This window comes from Tepidibacter sp. (assembly GCF_025210165.1).
Lineage (GTDB): Bacteria > Bacillota > Clostridia > Peptostreptococcales > Peptostreptococcaceae > Tepidibacter_A.
The window spans coordinates 71,678-87,546 of sequence record NZ_JAOASI010000010.1; the positions used below are offsets into that span (position 1 = coordinate 71,678).

The 15,869-nt window shown below is 29.5% G+C and carries 14 protein-coding genes; 12 read left to right on the forward strand and 2 right to left on the reverse strand.

From position 1 onward, the window contains the following. The first annotated feature begins 208 nt into the window (after positions 1–208). The 5 genes from ilvA (at position 209) to N4A48_RS01535 (ending at position 5,601) form a co-directional block, all read left to right on the forward strand. Complete coding sequence (gene ilvA, locus N4A48_RS01515; RefSeq protein WP_293663908.1) at positions 209–1,426, forward strand: threonine ammonia-lyase; 1,218 nt, start codon at positions 209–211, stop codon at positions 1,424–1,426. Between the two features lie 79 nt (positions 1,427–1,505). Further along, entirely contained in the window at positions 1,506–1,889 is a 384-nt protein-coding gene (locus tag N4A48_RS01520) for a RidA family protein (RefSeq protein ID WP_293663909.1), read from the forward strand. Between the two features lie 359 nt (positions 1,890–2,248). Next, on the forward strand, positions 2,249–2,923 hold the full coding sequence (gene sdaAB, locus N4A48_RS01525; RefSeq protein WP_293663910.1) for an L-serine ammonia-lyase, iron-sulfur-dependent subunit beta: 675 nt from the start codon (positions 2,249–2,251) through the stop codon (positions 2,921–2,923). A gap of 16 nt (positions 2,924–2,939) precedes the next feature. Beyond that, positions 2,940–3,812: an L-serine ammonia-lyase, iron-sulfur-dependent, subunit alpha gene (gene sdaAA / locus N4A48_RS01530; RefSeq protein ID WP_293663911.1), complete on the forward strand. Its 873-nt coding sequence runs from the start codon at positions 2,940–2,942 to the stop codon at positions 3,810–3,812. A gap of 199 nt (positions 3,813–4,011) precedes the next feature. Further along, positions 4,012–5,601, forward strand: a complete 1,590-nt coding sequence (locus N4A48_RS01535) for a S41 family peptidase (RefSeq protein WP_293663912.1) — start codon at positions 4,012–4,014, stop codon at positions 5,599–5,601. A 262-nt stretch (positions 5,602–5,863) separates the two neighbouring features. Here the strand turns inward: N4A48_RS01535 and N4A48_RS01540 are convergent, their stop codons facing one another. Continuing rightward, the gene (locus N4A48_RS01540) at positions 5,864–7,126 is read right to left on the reverse strand and encodes a D-alanyl-D-alanine carboxypeptidase family protein (RefSeq protein ID WP_293663913.1); all 1,263 of its coding nucleotides are present in this window, start codon (positions 7,124–7,126) and stop codon (positions 5,864–5,866) included. Positions 7,127–7,206: 80 nt separating this feature from the next. Here N4A48_RS01540 and N4A48_RS01545 point away from each other — a divergent pair, with 80 nt between their 5' ends. The 6 genes from N4A48_RS01545 (at position 7,207) to N4A48_RS01570 (ending at position 14,037) form a co-directional block, all read left to right on the forward strand. After that, positions 7,207–7,902 carry a helix-hairpin-helix domain-containing protein gene (locus N4A48_RS01545; protein WP_293663914.1) on the forward strand — a complete coding sequence of 232 codons (696 nt, stop codon included), beginning with the start codon at positions 7,207–7,209 and terminating at the stop codon, positions 7,900–7,902. A gap of 68 nt (positions 7,903–7,970) precedes the next feature. Beyond that, a complete protein-coding gene (gene selD / locus N4A48_RS01550) occupies positions 7,971–9,008 on the forward strand; it encodes a selenide, water dikinase SelD (protein WP_293663915.1) in 1,038 nt (345 codons plus the stop codon). 116 nt (positions 9,009–9,124) lie between these two features. Continuing rightward, positions 9,125–10,528, forward strand: coding sequence for an L-seryl-tRNA(Sec) selenium transferase (gene selA / locus N4A48_RS01555; RefSeq protein ID WP_293663916.1), 1,404 nt, complete (start codon positions 9,125–9,127; stop codon positions 10,526–10,528). A gap of 10 nt (positions 10,529–10,538) precedes the next feature. Then, a complete protein-coding gene (gene selB / locus N4A48_RS01560; protein ID WP_293663917.1) occupies positions 10,539–12,419 on the forward strand; it encodes a selenocysteine-specific translation elongation factor in 1,881 nt (626 codons plus the stop codon). 11 nt (positions 12,420–12,430) lie between these two features. Further along, positions 12,431–13,120, forward strand: a complete 690-nt coding sequence (locus N4A48_RS01565; protein WP_293663918.1) for a response regulator transcription factor — start codon at positions 12,431–12,433, stop codon at positions 13,118–13,120. Between the two features lie 14 nt (positions 13,121–13,134). Continuing rightward, on the forward strand, positions 13,135–14,037 hold the full coding sequence (locus N4A48_RS01570; RefSeq protein WP_293663919.1) for a GerMN domain-containing protein: 903 nt from the start codon (positions 13,135–13,137) through the stop codon (positions 14,035–14,037). Between the two features lie 133 nt (positions 14,038–14,170). On the opposite strand, the gene N4A48_RS01575 is transcribed toward N4A48_RS01570, so the two are convergent. Further along, the gene (locus N4A48_RS01575) at positions 14,171–14,722 is read right to left on the reverse strand and encodes a helix-turn-helix domain-containing protein (protein WP_293663920.1); all 552 of its coding nucleotides are present in this window, start codon (positions 14,720–14,722) and stop codon (positions 14,171–14,173) included. A gap of 130 nt (positions 14,723–14,852) precedes the next feature. Here N4A48_RS01575 and N4A48_RS01580 point away from each other — a divergent pair, with 130 nt between their 5' ends. Continuing rightward, positions 14,853–15,794, forward strand: a complete 942-nt coding sequence (locus N4A48_RS01580) for a PLP-dependent cysteine synthase family protein (protein WP_293663921.1) — start codon at positions 14,853–14,855, stop codon at positions 15,792–15,794. Positions 15,795–15,869 lie beyond the last annotated feature (75 nt).

Here is a 15,869-nt window from a genome sequence, read left to right on the forward strand (position 1 = left end):
AAAATGAAATTTGAGACTATTGAAATAAGTTCGAAAAAACTGAAAAAAGCAAAAATATGTCTAGTACTTGTGGACATTAGTATGTTTGATGTGTAATTGTAATGATTGGATAAATTATAAAATTGTGAAAACGATTTTCTTGTTGATTTTTAGCAAAATACGATGTACAATACATGTTGTAGAATAATTAACTTAAGGAGTGATGATAATGGCAAAAGTTACTTTAGAAGATGTAAAAAAAGCAAGAGAAGCAATTAGTGGTATAGCTGTTAAGACTAAATTATTAGAATGTTCAGCTCTTAGTAATATGAGCAATAATAGAGTATTTTTAAAGTTAGAGAACTTACAAAAGACAGGATCTTTCAAAATAAGAGGAGCTGTTAATAAAATAGCTAACTTAACTGAAGAAGAAAAGAAATGTGGAGTTATAGCATCAAGTGCAGGAAATCATGCACAAGGAGTTGCCCTAGGAGCTAAGATGAATGATATAAAGGCTACTATAGCAATGCCTGCTACTGCACCACTTGCAAAGGTAGCTGCTACTAAGTCTTACGGAGCAGAAGTTGTATTAAACGGACTTGTATATGATGATGCTTATGCAAAAGCTGTAGAAATACAAAAGGAAACAGGAGCTACATTCCTTCACCCATTCAATGATCCATACGTTATAGCAGGACAAGGAACTATAGCACTTGAGATATTTGAAGATCTTGAAAACGTTGACATAATATTAGCACCAATCGGTGGTGGCGGTATAATATCAGGTATAGCTGTTGCTGCAAAAGCATTAAATCCAAAAGTTAAGATAATAGGTGTTCAATCAGAAAACATAGGTTCTATGAAGGCATCAAGAGAAGCTGGAAAAGTTACAACATTCTTTAAGGCTCCAACAATAGCTGATGGTATAGCTGTAAAGACTCCAGGAGATTTAACTTTTGAAATAATAGAAGAGTTAGTAGATGAAATAGTAACTGTAACTGAAGAAGAAATAGCTCAAGCAATCCTTTTCTTAACAGAAAAAGATAAGATAGTAGCAGAAGGTGCTGGTGCTGTTTGTACAGCTGCTATAATGAGTGGTAAAGTAAAAGAAACTAACAAAAATGTAGTTGGAGTAGTTTCTGGTGGAAATATAGATGTAAACATGCTTTATAGAATAATAGATAAAGGATTAGAAAAAGAAGGTAGAAGATTATGCTTTAATACTATGCTTCCAGATAAATGTGGAGAAATGTTAAAGTTCATAAACTTAATAGCTGAAACTAAGGCGAATATACTTCATATAAATCAAAGTAGAATGGGTAATGAAGTACTTTTAGGAACTCAAGAAGTGGATGTAGTTCTTGAAACTTTTGATAATGATCATATAAAAGAGATAATATCTAAGGTTGAAGAAAATGGATACAAAGTAAATATTAAAAATAAATAACATAAAGTAAAATTTACCTTTTATTATTATGAATTTATAGTATAATAATATAGAATTAAATATTTTAGGAGGTTTTAACATGAATAATCAAGTAATACATACAGATAATGCACCAAAGGCTATAGGACCATATTCTCAAGCTGTAAAGGCTGGAAATTTATTATTCGTATCTGGACAAGTTCCATTCGACCCAGCTACTATGGAAGTAGTTGAAGGTGGAGTTAAAGAGCAAACTGCTAGATCATTAGAAAATGTAAAAGCTATCTTAGCAGAAGCTGGAGCTACTTTTGCAGATGTAGTAAAGAGTACAGTATTCATCAAAGATATGAATGAATTTGGACAAATCAATGAAGTATACGCTGAGTACTTCGGAGAAAACAAGCCAGCTAGAGCTTGTGTAGAAGTTGCTAGACTTCCAAGAGATGTTAAAGTTGAAATCGAAGTTATAGCACTTGTAAAATAGTAAATTAAAAAAGACTGTTGGCATTTATAATGTTGACAGTTTTTTTAGTTATGTGGTGTATCAAAAAGTGCCTATGAAAATACCGTGAATATAACGATATTTTGAATACAACTAAGATTTTATCTTATTAATAATTCTAAAATTTATTCAAGTTGTATTAGTCAAAATATCTAAAAACATTCATTAACATCTTCATAGGCACTTTTATATAGTATGAAGTTCTTCAAAGAAGACAATTAAAGTGACATCAAAATATATGTAATATATTGAAAAAAAATATAGTATAATGATATTCTTTGTAGTATAATCTAACTTGTAATAATTAAACTATCATATTGTGTAATTTGAAAGGAGAAATTATGAAAGACTATAGTGTTTTTGATGTAGTAGGACCTAATATGATTGGACCTTCAAGTTCTCATACGGCAGGTGCTGCAAAGTTAGGAAGTATGGCAAGAAAAATGGCAGGAGGAAATGTTAAAAAGGTGAAGTTTTTACTTCATGGATCTTTTGCTCAAACTTATAAGGGACATGGTACGGATAAGGCTGTTGTAGGAGGAATATTAGGATTTTCTCCTGATGATGATAGAATAAAGACATCTTTTGATATAGCTAAAGAAAGAGGATTAGAGTTTGAAATGGTTCCAACAGATTTAGGAGATGATAAGCATCCTAATACTGTTAAGTTTATAATAGAAACAGAAGATGGTAGAAATGTAGAAGTTATGGGAGCCTCAATTGGAGGAGGAAATATAAAAATAACTGAGCTAAATGGACTAGCTATACAGTTTACAGGCGCATATCCTACTTTAGTAGTTAAACAATGGGATTTACCAGGAGCAGCAGCTCATATAACTAATTGTGTTGCTGAGAATAACATTAATATAGCATTTATGAGTATATATAGAGAAGAAAAAGGAAATGAAGCTTTTACTATAATAGAGGCTGATGATAAAATAGATTCTAATGTAATAATTGATATAAAGTCTAATGATAAGTTAATACAAGATGCATTTATAATAGAAGGAATGTAAGGAAGAGGTGATATTTATGAATTTTACTAATGGTAGAGAGTTATTAGATATATGTGAAAAGCATAATAAAACTATATATGAAGTTTGTATAGAAAGAGAAATAGAGTTAACTTCAAAAACTAGAGAAGAAATAATACAAAGAATGTCTCATAGTTTAGAAATAATGAAAAATTCTATTAACAAGAGTATAACGGAAGATATAAAGTCGGTTGGAGGACTTATAGGTGGAGAAGCAAAACTTATAAGAACTAGATTAGAAACGGGTAAAACTGTATGTGGGTCGTTAATGTCAAAGGCTATAAGTGCTGCTATGGGAGTTTTAGAGGTTAATGCTTCTATGGGTCTTATCGTTGCAGCACCAACAGCAGGTTCTTGTGGAATACTTCCAGCTGCTATAATAACAGTTGCTGAGGAATACGGATTTAGTGATGAAGATATGATAAATGCAATATTTGCTGGTGCTGCTATAGGTGCTATAATAACAAGAAATGCTACTGTTGCAGGAGCAGAAGGTGGATGTCAAGCGGAAACTGGTGCAGCAGCAGCAATGGCAGCAGCTGGTGTAGTCGAGATGATGGGTGGTAGTCCAAGACAAGCTATTCATGCAGCAGCTACTACATTAAAGAATATAATGGGACTTGTATGCGATCCGATAGCTGGACTTGTAGAAGCTCCGTGTCAAAAAAGAAATGCAATAGGAGTTGCAAATGCATTAATTTCTGCTGAAGTGGGACTTGCAGGAGTTGAAAGTATAGTACCATTTGATGAGGTTGTAGAAGCTATGTATAAGGTAGGAAAAGCTTTACCTATGGAGCTTAGAGAAACAGCTTTAGGTGGAGTAGCGGCTACTTGTACAGGATGTGCTATAACTAAGAAAGTATTTGGGTAAAATTCGTTGCCTAGATTTCAGATGAATGAGATCTAGGTTTTCTTATATTTTCTAGAGTCTGTGGGTTATCGAAAAACTATCTATGAAAATACCGCCAATGCAACGATATTTGGAATATATTTTGAATGCATCTACATAGAAATTAAGGATACAAGAAAGTACTTTTTGATATAAAATAAAATTTCAAGGAGTGATGTATATGAAATTTAATATAAAAGAGATAGGTAAGATATCAGTCGTTTTTATTAATATGATTATTGCTTTTTATGCAATTTATAGATTTTATTTTGTACATGTTGATATAAATATAAAATCAGAAAATAAAAATGATACTTATTTATCAGTACAGCAAAAACTTGAAGATTTTGATTATTTATATAAAGTGCTAGAAAGTAGTTTTCCGTTTTTTCAAGTTAAAAAGGATATGACTAAATTTGATTGGCTCGCAAATAAAGATAATTTCAGAAAAAATATTGCTCAAACGAAAAATAATAATGAATTCTATTATGAACTACAAACTATTTTAAATCGATTACAAAATAAACACTTAAATATTGTAGATTATAACCAAAGGAATGACTTAGAAACAACCTATAGCAAAGTAGATAAATCTTATCCTTGGAAGCAAATATTAAATAATTCAGTGATAAATGAAAAATATAATATGTGCAAAGATAATGCATATTCTAATTCAGCAAAGCAAGATCTTGTACCAATTAAAGCAAAATATTTTGAAGGCAAATATATTATATTAGAAAAAAATTTTCAGATACCACAATATTCAGTATTAACTAAAATTAACTCATTAAATATAGATGAGTACGTTAAAACATTATTTAAAAAAATATATTTGGATTACGATCATAAAAGAAATAAATGGTTTGCGAAAACACTACCCATATACAGTCAATCTTCTGATGAAATTAAATTGACTTTCGAATATACTGATGGAAAAACTGAACAAAAAATATTGACTGATTATAATACCTGTAAAATGGATTGGAATTATGATTATGAACCACTAAATATAAAAACAGATATAATAGAAGAAAACAAAATCGCATATTTAAAAATAAATAGTTTTGGCATGGAGCATATAGATGAAGATAACTCTATATTGATTGATTTTTACAGTAAAATAAAAGACTATCCGTATCTTATACTTGATATTAGAGGCAATAGTGGTGGTGCAACAAATTATTGGGAAAAAAATATTGTATCACCTCTCACGCAAAAAGAGTTAAAATATAAAAATTATATTGCTTTTAGGAATAGTAAATATATAAGACCTTTTATTATAGATAAAATGACATATCACTATATATTTAAGAAAAAAACGGATTCATTGAAATTAAAAAATAGAGATTTAACTGATTATGGATATTACTATACAGCAGAAACTATAATAAAGAAAAAAGGTAATATAAATTTTAAAGGTAAAATACTTTTGTTAGTTGATGAAAATGTATATTCCGCATCTGAAAGTTTTGCGTCATTTTGTAAAGCACCTAAATTTGCCACTTTAATTGGAACAAACACAGGTGGAGATGGCATTGGACCAGACCCGGCTTTACTCGTTTTACCTAACTCAGGTTTGATTATTAGATTTCCAATGACCTTAGGAATTAATTCTGATTTTACAATAAATGAAGAAATGCATACTAGCCCAGATATATATATTGAACAATCGCTGGAAGACTATAAAAAAAGAAGTGTGTTAACAAAAACAGTGAAAGATATTGCTCGATATGATACCGTTTTAAGAAAGGCTTTAGAGCTTACAAGGTAAATTAAATATATAAGTTATAATCAAGAAAATACATAAACCATACCTAAAAAATAGAGGGTATTAAAATGTTAGCGAATGATTTAAATATTTTTGTATAAAACTTGCATTACAGCGTTTGAATATCTGTTAAGAAAGTTCGTTGTTTGACCGTTAGGGAGTTTAGAACTTTTAGGATATTCAATAAGATGTAATGCTTAGTTTTATTAAAAATATTTAATACATAAGCGGTATTTCAATACCCTCTATTTTGGGAATAAGAACACTATTTTCTTTTATTTATATATCTGATAAAAAGCATTATAGAAAAAATTACAGCTACTATTAATAATATCCCTTTTATTACAAACCATAATATTCTCAATACCTTATTTATATCTACATCAAAGAATATAGAATTTACATCTTCTGAAGCAATCAAATTAATAGAAGATATTACTTTGTTATCTCTTAAAACTTGAATTTTTCCTACATTGTCGCCTTTTTTTATAGGTATTTCAAGTGGTTCTTTTAATATTATTTTAGTTTTTATATTGTCTATATTTTCGTCTTTTTTGATTACTATATTAAAATCTTTTTCTGCTTTGTATTTTAGAATTTTCTCTTTAGTAAATAATATTTTTTTACTTCCAAGTTCAGCATCTTTATTTATAATATTGTATTTTGTATAATTATCAAATCCATAATCTATTATAGTTCTGGAATCCTTATAGACTTCGTTTCCTTCTGATTTTAAAACAACTGAAATTAATCTCAAGTCATCTTTTTGTCCGCTAGATACTAAGCATTTTCTTGCTACGTTTGTATAGCCTGTCTTTATACCGTCTATTAAATCATACTTTATATCCACAATAGAACCTTTATATTCTATTGTATTACCACCTCGAACACCCCATAAGAACTTGTTTGTACTTTTAAAAACTCTATCGTATGGATATTGAGGGGTTGCAGCTATTTTAATATATCTAGATTTAACTATTTCTTTAAATTTATCATAATTCATACATTCTCTTGCTATTAGAGCTAAATCATATGAACTAGTGTAGTGATTCTCATCTGGAAGTCCGTTAGGGTTATTAAAATGAGTGTTTTTTGCACCTAATTCCTCTGCTCTCTTATTCATAAGCTTTGCGAATTCTTCTGTAGAACCTGAAATATGATTAGCAAGAACAACAGCAGCATCATTTGCAGATTTGATAAGAAGAGATCTTAGAAGTGTCTCTATTGTAAATGATTCACCTTGCTTAATATAAATGGAACTACCATCTATATATCCTAAATCATAATCTATAGTTACTACTTCACTTAAATCACAATTTTCAAGAGCTAAAAGAGCTGTCATAATCTTTGTTGTTGAAGCTGGATACATTTTTTTATGTATGTTTTTACCATATACAATTTTGCCAGTATCATGATCCATTACAATAGCAGATTCTCCTAAAATGCTAGGTCTCTCATCTGCAAAAGAAGTTATAAAGGAAGATGATATTAAAAATATTGCTAGAAATAATGATGTGATTTTTTTCATATATACCCCCCTTGCTTGATGCAATATGATTTTAGTATATCATATTTTTGTCAATAATATAGAATTAGGAGGGATATTTTATGAATTTTAATAAAAGAAATTGTATGGTATTTGTTAGTATATTATTGATTGTGATTATAAGTATGTTTATAAATAATAAAATAAACTTTGGAAAATCTGTATATGTAGTAAGCAAAGAAGAAGATAAATATATTGATAATGAAGAAAATAATATAAATGAAGAAAATATAAGTTTAGAAAGTGAAGAGTTGCTTATTGAAGATGAAAACTCAGAGATTGCAGTGTATATAAGTGGAGAGATAAGTACGTGTGGAGTTGTAAACATAAAAAGTGGGTCAAGACTTATAGATGCAGTCGAAAAGCTTGGAGGTCTTACTCAAAATGCAGATATGAATAAAGTTAATCTAGCTATCAAGTTAGAAGATGGAGCTCATTATATAATTCCTAGTAGTAAGGATAAAGAAATTCAAGAGGATTATAATGAAAATATTGAAAATAATACAAATTATAATAGTTATAATAATTCTAGTGATAATTCTAATTACAATGAAACAGAAATATCTAAAATAAATATAAATAGAGCAAGTGAGAGTGAGCTTAAATCCTTGACTGGAATTGGAGATGTTACAGCTTCAAGGATTGTAGAATATAGAAAACAAAATGGAAATTTTAAAACTATAGATGAGATAAGGATGGTAAAAGGCATTGGGGAGAAAAAGTTTGAGTCGATAAAAAACGATATAACAGTAAAATAAATACAACTATAAAACAAAATATGATATTATATATTTATATATTGTATTAAGAGGGACGGTGGAGCTAAATGGAAAATGAAATAAGATTAACTCAGATGACAAGTTCTGCAGGATGAGCGGCAAAAATTGGGCCAGAGGATTTGGCTAAAGCTCTTAGTAACCTGCCTAAAATAGAAAGTGATAAACTTATAGTTGGCCTTGATACAGCGGATGATGCGGCTGTTTATAAATTAAATGAAGAAATGGCATTGATACAGACTCTAGATTTTTTTACACCTGTTGTAGATGACCCTTATTTATTTGGTCAAATAGCAGCTACAAATTCATTATCTGATATATATGCAATGGGAGGAAAGCCTACTGTTGCTATGAATATAGTGTGTTTTCCATCTTGTAAAGATATGGGAATACTTGGTGAAATATTAAAGGGTGGATTTGATAAAGTTAAGGAAGCAGGAGCGTTACTGGTAGGAGGACATACAGTTGATGATAAAGAACCTAAATATGGTCTTTCTGTATCTGGACTTGTACATCCTGATAAAGTTTTATCCAATGCAGGAGCTAAGGATGGAGATGTATTAGTTATAACAAAGCCTGTTGGAACGGGTATAGTAAATACGGCTATAAAGGCTGATATAGCAGACAAATCTGTAGAAGATGAAGCTATTAAGATTATGACGCATTTGAATAAGTATGCAGCTGTAGCTTTTGATGAAATTGATGTGAATTCAGTAACAGATATAACTGGATTTGGACTTTTAGGACATGCTCTTGAAATGGCAAAGGCATCTGATGTTTGTATTGAAATTAACTCTGAAGAAGTACCTATAATTAATTCTGCAATTGATTTTGCAAAAATGGGTATAATCCCAGAGGGAATGTATAAAAATATGAGCTATATGTCAGATGATATAGAAAGTGAAAATGTAGAGCAGCATATAATGGATATTTTATACGATCCACAGACCTCTGGAGGACTGTTGGTTTCTGTTGAAAAAGAAAAAGCAGATGAATTGATAGAGAAAATGATAGAGAATGGGTCTATAGAGGCTAAAATAATAGGAAGTGTAGTTAAAAAACAAGGTAAATATATAAAAGTTAAATAAAGAGGCTAAACCCTCTTTATTTTTTTATGCTTTAAAATGTGTTATAATTGATTGTAAAAAGTATTTTTAAAAAAGTTATATATTTCAAACTAAAAATAGATGAAGGGGAGATCAACTTGAATAAGAAAAAATTATTTTCTTTATTACCATCTGTAGATGAGGTATTAAATGATAAAACTATAATAGAATTAAACGAAGAATACCCTAGAAGTTTAGTTGTTGATACAATAAGAAAAAACATAGAGAATATAAGAAAATCTATAATAAGCTTAAATGAAGAGCAAGCAGAGAATTTTTCTATTGATTACGATAAGTTTATAAATAATATTGTGAAGGAATTAAGATTATCTTATTCTCTTTCATTAAAAAAGGTTATAAATGCAACTGGAGTAGTTATACACACTAATCTAGGAAGATCTCTTTTAGCTGATATTATAAAAGATGATGTTTGGCAAGTAGCATCAAGATACTCCAATTTAGAATACGATATAGATAAGGGTAAGAGAGGATCAAGATATTCTCACTTAGAGGAAATAATAAAGAAAATAACAGGAGCTGAGGATGTACTTGTAGTAAACAACAATGCAGCAGCTGTTTTATTGGTTCTAAGTACTATGTCAAAGGGTAAAGAAGCTATAGTATCAAGAGGAGAACTAGTTGAGGTTGGAGGATCATTTAGAATACCTAAGGTTATGGAGGAAAGTGGCACTATATTAAGAGAAGTAGGTGCTACTAACAAAACTCACTTAAGAGATTATGAAGATGCTATAAATGAAGAAACAGGAGTATTACTTAAGGTTCATACTAGTAATTATAGAGTGCTAGGCTTTACTGATAGCGTTGATATAGACGAATTATCTAAACTATCAAAGGAATATGACTTGCCTGTAATTGAAGACTTGGGAAGTGGATTATTTGTAGATATATCAAAATATGGACTTAGCTATGAGCCTACAGTTATAGATTCTCTTAAAAAGGGTGCAGATATAGTTACTTTTAGTGGAGATAAAATACTTGGAGGACCTCAAGCTGGAATAATTGTTGGAAAGAAAGAATATATAGAAAAAATGAAGAAAAATCAGTTAACTCGTGCATTAAGAGTAGATAAGCTAACAATAGCAGCTCTTGAGGCTACATTTAGACTTTACTTAGATGAGAAAAAGGCAGTCAAGGAAATACCTACTTTAAGAATGCTTACTTATTCTATAGATGAATTAAAAGATAAAGCTCAAAAACTTTATAGTATAATAGAGAATCAAAATCTAGATGCTAATATTAAAATAGAAGATGGGCACTCTCAAGTTGGAGGAGGATCTATGCCTCTTGAAACTATAGATACAAAGATTATAACTATAGTTCCAAATAATATGGGTGTATCTGAGCTTGAGGAAAGATTAAGACTTAGCGAGGATAATATAATTGCTAGAGTATATGATAATAAATACGTTTTAGATGTTAGAACTATATTTGATGATGAATTTGAAATTATATCAAAACAACTAGCGATTGCACTAAAATAGGAGGAATAGTATGAAAAATATAATAATAGGAACAGCTGGACATATAGATCATGGAAAAACAACTCTTATAAAATCTCTTACAGGAAGAGAAACTGATAGATTAAAAGAAGAACAAAAAAGAGGGATATCAATTGATTTAGGATTTACTTATTTTGATTTACCTAGTGGAAAAAGAGCTGGTATAGTAGACGTTCCAGGTCATGAAAAGTTCATAAAAAATATGTTGGCAGGAATTTCAGGTATAGATATGGTTTTACTTGTTGTTGCTGCTGATGAGGGAGTTATGCCTCAAACTGTTGAGCACTTAGATATTATGAGTTTCTTAAATATAGAAAAAGGAATCATAGTAATAACAAAGTGCGATATGGTAGAAGAAGATTTCTTAGAGCTTATAAAAGAGGATATAAAGGAAAAGGTTCAAGATACTTTCTTAAAGGATGTTTCTGTAATAGAAGTGGATTCTATAAGCAAAAGAGGAATAGATAAGTTAATAGGTGAAATTGACAAAATAAGTGATGAGGTTAAAGCTAAGAATTTAAATGCTCAACCTAGATTAAATATAGACAGAGCCTTTTCTGTTAAAGGATTTGGAACTGTAGTTACTGGTACATTGATAGAGGGCAGTATAGACGTGGATGATACTCTAAATATATATCCTCAAAATAAAGCTACAAAGATTAGAAGTATACAGGTTCATGGAAAATCAGTAAAAACAGCTTATGCAGGTCAAAGGGTAGCTATAAACCTATCTAATGTTAAGGTTGATGAAATTGAAAGAGGGAATATATTAGCTTATCCTGAATCATTAAGTGAGTCTATGATGCTTGATGTAAAACTTTCTTTAGTTAAGCATTCATCTAGAATGGTAAAATATTGGGATAGAATAAGATTTTATCATGGTACTAGAGAAATTTTAGGAAGAATAGTTCCTATGGATAAAGAGTCTTTAAATCCAGGAGAAGAGGGTTATTGTCAAATAAGGCTTGAAGAAACTATTGTAGCTAAGAATAAGGATATGTTTGTAATAAGATTTTATTCTCCTATGGAGACTATAGGTGGAGGAATTATAGTAGATTCAAATCCAAAAAAACATAAAAGATTTGATACAGATGTTCTTAATTCTTTACAGTTAAAGGAAAAAGGAGATTTAAAAGAAATAATAGAAGAAATTATAAAAAAACATAGTAAAGAATATCCTGTTTTAAATGATATTGCTGTTTATATTGGCGAAAAAAGGGAAATAATACAACAAGAAATAGATATGCTTTGTGAGCAAAACAAGATTATGAATATAAACAATATATATATAGACAAAAGTTTTTATGATGATTTAAAAAATAATATTATAAAAGTGCTATCTAACTCTCATAAGAATAATCCTCTTAAAAAAGGAATATCTAAAGAGGAATTAAGAACTAGAATAGAGAAGAATTTGAAGACTAAGGATTTTGATGCTTTATTAAATCTTTTGGTAAATGATAAAGATATAAAGATTGTAGATAATATAGCTAGTTTATATGATTTTGAAGTTGAATTTAATAAATCTCAATTGAATATACAAAAGGATATAGAAACTAATTTAAAAAGTGATAAATTAACACCTAGAAATATATCTGAAATTATACAAGATAGAAAAGCTTATCAAGAAGTTTTAGAAGCATTATTAGGAGATACCCTTGTTATGGTTACTGAGGATCTTGTATATCATAAGGAAAATTATGATATGGCAGTTGATATGGTTAAAAAACATATTGAAGAAAATAAGGCTTTGACTTTATCAGAATTTAGGGATTTAATAGGTGCGAGTAGAAAGTATGCCATGGCTCTGTTAGAAGATTTTGATAGAAATAAGATAACAAGAAGAGTAGGAGACAAAAGAATGCTTTTCTAGGGGGAAGGTATATGGTAAAAATATTAATAATAGATTCTCAGTTATTATTAATAAAGGAAATAAAATATGCATTTGAAAATGAACAATATAAAATTGATAAAATATCAAATTCACAAGAAGCTTTAGATAAAAAATATAGTGATTATGATATAATAATAATAGACTCTGAAATAGGAAAAAAAGACGGATTTCAATTATGTAAAGAAATAAGAAATATATCAAATATACCTATAATAATGATAACACCACAAGCAGAAGACTATAAGAAGATAATGGCCCTTGAAATTGGAGCAGATGATTGTCTATCAAAGCCTGTTAATATATTAGAACTCAAGGCAAGAATAAAAGTTATATTAAGAAGAATTAAAAAAATAGAAGACGTAGGAATGTTATCTGAATTTAAGGTTGGAAACTTTGAAATAAATACGCTTGGTAGAAAAGTTATGTATAATAAAGAATATATAAACTTGACAGGTAAAGAATTTGATTTATTATTATTTCTAATAACTAATCAGGGAGAAGTATTTGATAGAGAATATTTACTTCAAAAAATATGGGGGTATGAATATTATGGAGATTTAAGGACGGTAGATGTTCATATAAGAAGACTTAGAGAAAAAATAGAAATGAACTCTTCAAGCCCTAGGTACATATTAACTAAATGGGGAAAGGGATACTACTTTAAAAAAATACCTATTTAGTTTAGGAGGTAAATATGAGAAAAAAAATATATTTTATAATGATGATATCAATTTTGATGATATTTGCAGTTGGATGTAATAATAAAGAACTAAATAATGATTTAAAAAAACAAGAAGTTAAGCTTTACTATGCTAGTAATAACGGTTCAAAAATAGATTGGGTTACAAGACCTATAGAGTATATAGATGGTGAAAAGTATGATGTTACTTTAAAAGCCTTATTAAATGGCCCGTATACTTCTAATATGAGTAGAAGTATAAATGAAAAAACAAAAATACTATCTGTAAATAAAAAAAATGATGTATTGTATATAGACTTATCTAAAGACTTTTTGAATTTTGAATCAGATATGGATCAAGTTAACTCTGTAATAACTATTAGTAATACTTTAAATCAATTTGAAGAAATAAATGGTATAGAAATAAAAATAGAAGGTAAGGACTTAATATCTCCTGAGGGTGAAAAGTATGGGATAATACAAGAATTTAACTTAAGTGATGAGAAAAATGTAACCCTTACTTTATATCTTCCTAACGAAAATCTAGAATATCTTCTTCCAGTTAAAACGAATAGTGTAATAAAAGAAGGAGAAGGAATAGGCCAAAAAGTTTTAGAAAAGCTTATAAATGAATCTGATAAACAGGGGTATAATGTAATACCTAAAGGAACAAAGTTATTGAACTATTCACAGGATAAGGGAATAGCAACTGTAGATTTAAGTCAAGAGTTTATAAATAATTCAAGTGGAGGATCAACATCTCAGACTATGGCTATATATAGCATAGTAAATTCTTTAACAGAATTTGAGAATATAAATAGTGTATTATTTTTAATAGAAGGAGAAAGTGTAGAGGATTTTTCTCATTATGAATTCAATAAACCTTTTTCTAGAGAAGAGAGTTTAATAAAGAACTAGTTAAAACAAACAACTGGATAGATTCTGATTATAATATAATAAGCCATTTAAGACTATAAAAAGTTTTAAATGGCTTATTTTAATTTCGTAGTAAATTTTTCATGTTTTTTCATGATTTACAATAAAGTTATTGTTAGACAGGATAGAAATTTGTTATAGCAGCCTTTAGAGTACCGTGTCCGCTATTAAAATATACATGTTTATTAGAGGCAGTAAAACTGACAGTGTTATTAGCCGCTACAATAAAAGTTTCATTGTTTACTTTTAGAGTTAATTCACCTTCTAAAACCATAATGTATTCCTCGGATTTTCTAGAATGACCAACAGAAGTATACGAGCATCCTTTATCAAGTTCCATTTGAAAGAGTTCAAAATTACGATATGGTGTACTGGAGTAGTAACAATATAGACGATAGTGAGATTCGTCAGTAATTTGAGCTTCTATATCTGACTTTTTTACAACGTAAATATCATTTTGGGGTTGCTCTAATAGTGAAGTATATGGAACTTTTAATCCCTTAGCTATTTTCCATATGGTATTTATAGTTGGATTAGTATCACCTTTTTCGATTTGAGATAACATAACTTTGCTAATGTCAGATGATTCCGACAGTTTACTCAAACTCAAATTTTGATCTTTACGAAGTCGCTTGAGATTCTCAGAAATGATTAAATTTATATTCATAAGTTGATAACCTCCTTTATACTATTGACAAATATATTTAACGATAGTAAAGTATAATTAACGGAAAATATATTTTACTATTGTTAAATATAGTTTATGATATCACAATTATTTTGAGGAGGCAATGAGTATGAAAAAAATAATGGAAAGTATTTATGAATCAATTGGTGAAACACCGATGCTACGTCTTAGCAGAATAACAAAACATTATGGAGTTAAAGGAAATATTTTTGCAAAATTAGAGTATTTAAATCCTGGATACAGCAAAAAAGACCGTCCTGCTTTACAAATGATTGAGGAAGCTAAGGCAAGTGGGCATTTAAAACCAGGTCAACCTGTGATTGAGCTAACAAGTGGGAATACAGGTACAGGACTATCAATTGTCTGTCAAGCAAAAGGACATCCGTTTATAGCTTGTATGTCAGAAGGTAATTCCATGGAACGAGCTAAAATGATGCGTGCACTTGGGGCAGAAGTTGTTATAGTTTCACAGGCTAAAAATTCAGTTAAAGGACAAGTATCTGGAGAAGATTTAAAATTAGTAGAAGAAATGACGAAAAGATTAACAAAAGAAAGAAATGCTTTTCGTGCAGACCAGTTCAAGTTAGAAAGTTCATATAGGGCACATCTACTCCATACTGCAGTAGAAATGTGGGAACAAAGTGATGGTGAAATAGATTGTTTTGTTGATATAGTTGGAAGTGGTGGTACGTTTGAAGGATGTGCTGAAAAACTAAAAGAATACAATAAAGACATTCGTTGCTATATTGCTGAGCCTGTTAATGCTGCTGTATATGCAGGTCATTCGATTATAAATGATGGTCGCCACAAAGTTCAAGGATGTGGATATGCTATGAATTTACCAAAGGTAAACAAAAAGTTAATTGACGGATGTGTACAAGTAACAGATGAAGAAGCTTGCCAAATGGCAAGAGACCTTGCTAAATTAGAGGGAACATTTGTTGGAATTTCATCAGGAGCGAATGTTAGTGCAGCAATTAAATTGCTAAAAGGCAAAGAAAAAGGAAAAAATATTGTATTAACGCTGAATGATAGTGGTTTAAAATATTAATCTGTACCCTTTGTAAAGGACAATTTAAAAAAGACTATGCTACATTAAGAAGATGATTTCTGTATTGGACAGGAG

Excerpts from the sequence above, each read along its gene's own strand:
- sdaAA (WP_293663911.1), top strand. The coding sequence starts at position 2,940 with ATGAATTTTACTAATGGTAGAGAGTTATTAGATATATGTGAAAAGCAT.
- N4A48_RS01535 (WP_293663912.1), top strand. The coding sequence starts at position 4,012 with ATGAAATTTAATATAAAAGAGATAGGTAAGATATCAGTCGTTTTTATT.
- selB (WP_293663917.1), top strand. The coding sequence starts at position 10,539 with ATGAAAAATATAATAATAGGAACAGCTGGACATATAGATCATGGAAAA.
- N4A48_RS01545 (WP_293663914.1), top strand. The coding sequence starts at position 7,207 with ATGAATTTTAATAAAAGAAATTGTATGGTATTTGTTAGTATATTATTG.
- sdaAB (WP_293663910.1), top strand. The coding sequence starts at position 2,249 with ATGAAAGACTATAGTGTTTTTGATGTAGTAGGACCTAATATGATTGGA.
- ilvA (WP_293663908.1), top strand. The coding sequence starts at position 209 with ATGGCAAAAGTTACTTTAGAAGATGTAAAAAAAGCAAGAGAAGCAATT.
- N4A48_RS01575 (WP_293663920.1), bottom strand. The coding sequence starts at position 14,722 with ATGAATATAAATTTAATCATTTCTGAGAATCTCAAGCGACTTCGTAAA.
- N4A48_RS01540 (WP_293663913.1), bottom strand. The coding sequence starts at position 7,126 with ATGAAAAAAATCACATCATTATTTCTAGCAATATTTTTAATATCATCT.
- N4A48_RS01520 (WP_293663909.1), top strand. The coding sequence starts at position 1,506 with ATGAATAATCAAGTAATACATACAGATAATGCACCAAAGGCTATAGGA.
- N4A48_RS01580 (WP_293663921.1), top strand. The coding sequence starts at position 14,853 with ATGAAAAAAATAATGGAAAGTATTTATGAATCAATTGGTGAAACACCG.
- N4A48_RS01565 (WP_293663918.1), top strand. The coding sequence starts at position 12,431 with ATGGTAAAAATATTAATAATAGATTCTCAGTTATTATTAATAAAGGAA.
- N4A48_RS01570 (WP_293663919.1), top strand. The coding sequence starts at position 13,135 with ATGAGAAAAAAAATATATTTTATAATGATGATATCAATTTTGATGATA.